Source organism: Microcella sp. (genome assembly GCF_033763155.1).
GTDB lineage: Bacteria > Actinomycetota > Actinomycetes > Actinomycetales > Microbacteriaceae > Microcella.
Genome location: NZ_JANRKZ010000209.1, coordinates 1 through 3989 on the forward strand (window position 1 = coordinate 1; position 3989 = coordinate 3989).

4 protein-coding genes are annotated in these 3989 nt (G+C 66.7%); all 4 read right to left on the minus strand.

The genetic code is table 11. The features are described 5' to 3' along the window. Positions 1–317: 317 nt before the first annotated feature. Complete coding sequence (locus SFU54_RS09055; protein WP_319015954.1) at positions 318–2000, minus strand: cation:proton antiporter; 1683 nt, start codon at positions 1998–2000, stop codon at positions 318–320. 118 nt (positions 2001–2118) lie between these two features. Then, complete coding sequence (locus tag SFU54_RS09060; RefSeq protein WP_319015955.1) at positions 2119–2523, minus strand: NUDIX domain-containing protein; 405 nt, start codon at positions 2521–2523, stop codon at positions 2119–2121. A 129-nt stretch (positions 2524–2652) separates the two neighbouring features. Further along, the gene (gene pcp, locus SFU54_RS09065) at positions 2653–3306 is read right to left on the minus strand and encodes a pyroglutamyl-peptidase I (protein WP_319015956.1); all 654 of its coding nucleotides are present in this window, start codon (positions 3304–3306) and stop codon (positions 2653–2655) included. A gap of 204 nt (positions 3307–3510) precedes the next feature. Further along, the coding region (locus tag SFU54_RS09070; protein ID WP_319015957.1) for an HNH endonuclease signature motif containing protein at positions 3511–3989 on the minus strand (479 nt) is incomplete at its 5' end.

Below are 3989 nucleotides of genomic sequence, written 5' to 3' on the forward strand. Positions count from 1 at the left end.
ATACACGACGGTCGCGGTGCGGGTTGTGCGCCTGTTCGCACCGATCGTGGCTGATGCCGAGAGCGTGGCCCTGCGGTGGGTTGCGGTCAGCGACGTGGATGCTCTGCCGCTGCATCCCGGATTCGCAGCGAGTTGGCCGGCGCTACGCGCTCAGTTGCCCGAGCGCTAGCCCAACACGCAACACACAACGAGCCACGCGCTGGCACGCCGCGAGCCCCGCGCCGGCACACAACGAGCAAGTACGCAACGAGCGAGGCGCCAGCACGAAACGACCGCGCGGCCCGACGCGAATCGCGGCGAACCCGCCAAGTGTCGTCCTAGTCGTCGTCGCGCTCGGCGGCTTCGAGGCGCTTGAGGGCTTCCATCGCGTCGTCGGCCGCTTCGCGGAACGGGTGCAGCACGGTCGACACCGTGCCGTCGATGAGCGCCTGTCGATAGAGATGAGCTTGACCGTCGGTGTGCACCGTGACGGCGATGGGGCACGTCGCGCCCGCGCGCCGCAACGCTGCAGCGAGCACGAGGTTGGTGTCAACATCGGGCACCGTGGTGATGATGAAACGGGCGTCGTGCACGGGCAAGGTTTCGGGAAACTCCGGACTGCGGGCATCGCCGAACACGACGTCGACGCGTTCGGCGAGCTCAGCATCCTGAAGCCGCACTTCGGCGAAAGGGTCCCACTCGACGAGCAAGACGCGGCAGCCTTCGCCGACCAGTTCGCGAATGAGTTGGCTGCCGAAGCGACCGTGCCCGAACACGATCGCGTCGTAGTGCTGCTGCTCGCTCGCGCGCGCTTCGCGGGGCGCGCGTCGCTGGAGGCGCGAGAGCACGGGCTCGAGTCGGGTGGCGAATCGCTCTGAGTAGGGAATCAGGTAACTCGAGCCTGCAATGGTGATGAGCGCGACGAGTGTGACAAGCCCGACAACGTCGTCACCCACGAGCCCGATGTCGCGGGTGAGCGCAATCAAGATGAGGCTGAACTCGCTGATCTGTGCGATGGCGAGACCCGCGAGAAACCCGACGCGGGCCGGGTAGCCCATGAGGCTCATGATGCCGATCATGATGATGGGGGTGCCCACGAGCACGAAGATCGACAGCGTGATCGCGAGCGGCACTTGAGCGCCGATGGCGGCAAAGTCGAGTTCGGCGCCGAGCATGATGAAGAAGAACAGCAACAAGAAGTCGCGCAAACCGCTCAGTGAGGCGTGCACTTGTTCGCGATAGCGCGTGGATGCGAGAGCAAAACCCGCGAGAAACGCTCCGACTTCGATCGAGAACCCGAGCACGTCGGTGAGCGCGGCGACGCCGATGGCCCATGCGACACTCCACACGATGAGCAGTTCTTGACTCGTGGCGACGCGGTCGAGCAACCACGGCAAGACCCAGCGCATGGCGACGCCGATGCCGACCAAGAGTCCGCCACCGCCCAACAGGATGCGCAGCGCTTCAGCGCCCAGATCGAACGTGGCGCCATCGGCGGCGCCCGTGCCCACGCTCGTGAGCACGATCATGACGATGATGACCACGACGTCTTGCACGATCAACAGACCGAGCGCGACGCGGCCGTGCAATTGATCGAGTTGGCGATGGTCGGTCAGCAGTTTGACGACGATGATCGTCGACGAGAACGTGATCGCGACGCCGACAACGGCCGCGGCCACCAGGTCGAGCCCGAATAGGAGGGCGATGCCGAAGCCGACGACGGCGGTGACCGCGATTTGCCCGAGGCCGGTGGCGAGAGCGACGGGGCCCACGGATCGTACGAGATTGACGTCGAGTTTGAGGCCGACCAAAAACAGCAGAATCGCGATGCCGATTTCGGCGAAGAGTTCGAGAACTTCTGCTTCGTGCACCCAGTCGAGGGCGCTCGGGCCGACGATGATGCCGACGACAATGAACGCGATGATGAGGGGTTGGCGAGCGCGGTGGGCAAGAAACGCCACGCCAGCTGCGAGCGCGAGAATCAGCGCCGTGACGCCGAAGGTGTCGAGCTCGAGAGGCATGGCTTCACGCTACCGGTCAGCGTGGTCGGGCGGTTGGTGTGGCCGGGTGGTCAGCGTGGGCGGGTGATGAGTGTGCTCGGACGCTGAGCGTCGGTGTGCGGCCACCGCTGTTTGCCCCTTAGCGCAACAAGTCGAGCATGCGTTCGGTCACGAGCGGGGCGATCGCGAGGTCGCCAAACTCGAGCGGATGCACCCACCGCAGCTCATCGATCTCGGCACCCGCAACCGGGGCGCCCCATGACTCGGTGATGGCGGCACGAAAGACTTCGGCTTCGACGAGCATGCCCGCTTCGTTCGCGGCAGGGGCCGTGAAGGTGCCGAGCGGTTCGAGGCTGTCGGGGGAGAGCCTGAGCCCCAGCTCTTCGTGCAGTTCGCGTGCGAGCGTTTCGGCGCCGGTTTCGCCGGGCTCGTACTTGCCGCCGGGTTGCATGAACACGCTCGTGCCGCGCTTGCGGACAAGCAACAGGCGTCCGGCGCTGTCAACGATGAGCGCCGCCGCTACCCGGATGACAGCGCGGTTCACGTGGCCTGCTTCGTTTGTGCCGGCTCTGGTCGCGGTCTCGCTGTTGGCGTTTGTGCCGCCTGCGGTCGCGGTCTCGCTGACGGCGCTCGTGCTCGACGCGCCGCGCGGTGTGTTCTCGCCGTCGCTCACCTAGTGGGTGCTCCCGCCCGGTAGGTCGGCGTCGTCACGCGTTGACAGGGTGGTGGTGATCGCAATGCGGATACCGCGCTCGAGCTCATCGAGCGTGAACTGCGGGCTGCCGCCCAACTGGGGTGTCGCGGGCACGTGGATGAATCCGGCTCTCAACCCTGGCCGTGTGGCCGCAAGTCCCATGAGTTGGTAGAAGACGTGGTTGCAGACGTAACTGCCCGCGGTGAGCGAGACGTCGCTGGGAATGCCCGCGGCATCCAGAGCATGGGCGATCGCTTTGACGGGCAGGCCGGTGAACCGTGCGGCTGGTCCGCCGTGTTCGATCTCGGCATCGCGGGGTTGGGTGCCGTCGTTGTCGGCGATGCGAGCGTCGGCGAGGTTGATGGCGATGCGTTCGGGCGTGATCGCGTGACGCGATTCGGCGAGTCCGAGGGCGATGACGATGTCGGGGTCGTGGACGTCGATCGCAGCGGCGAGCAGGCCGGCGGCGCGGTCGAACGAGACGGGCAACACCTCGCCGACGATGCGGCAGTCGGGATGCCCGAGCTCGGTCAGGCGTCGCACGAGCTCGCCGCTGGGGTTGACGGGTGCTCCGGCGAAGGGTTCAAACCCGGTGACCAGCACGACGGGCTCGTGGTCAGCGCGAGCGTTCATGTGCTCAGCCTGTCACGAGCGCGCACTCACGTGTGCCTGAACTCGCGCGCGCACGTGCACGCGCACTCGCGTGCGCTCTGACGCCTGCGCACTCACGCCTACGTACTCAAGCCTGCGCACTCACGCCTACGTACTCAAGCCTGCACACTCACGCCCGCGCACTCACGCCTGCGCGCTCAGACCCGCGTACTGACGCCCGCGCACTCACGTCCGCAGTGCATCCGTGAGCGCCCGACTGCGCGTCGGCATCTCTCGTGGAGCCCCGCCCGGGTGGTCGGGCGGAATCAGGAGGTACCGCGGCCCGTCGCGCCGAATCTCCCAACCGTTGTTGTGCGCGAGGAGATGGTGATGTCGGCAGAGCAAGACTCCGTCGGCGACATCGGTGCGTCCGCCGTCGCGGTGCCAGTGCTCGATGTGGTGCGCTTCGCACCACGATGGTGGTCGTTCGCACCCGGGCCAGCGGCATCCGCCATCCCTGGCTGCGAGGGCGATGCGTTGTGCGCGGCTGAAGAGTCGGCGTTCGCGGCCCAGGTTGAGTGGTTGACCCGCGTTTTCGGCAGAGCCGTCGACCGTGAGCACAACTGTGCCCGCACTGCAGGCAACGCGTTCGACCGTGGCGATCGACACGGCCTCGGCCTGGCCCTCGAAAAACCCGCGACCCTGTCTCGCGTCGAGGGCCTGAG

Bases quoted from the DNA above. Each gene is read 5' to 3' on its own strand.
- SFU54_RS09055 (WP_319015954.1), bottom strand. From the start codon at position 2,000: ATGCCTCTCGAGCTCGACACCTTCGGCGTCACGGCGCTGATTCTCGCG.
- pcp (WP_319015956.1), bottom strand. From the start codon at position 3,306: ATGAACGCTCGCGCTGACCACGAGCCCGTCGTGCTGGTCACCGGGTTT.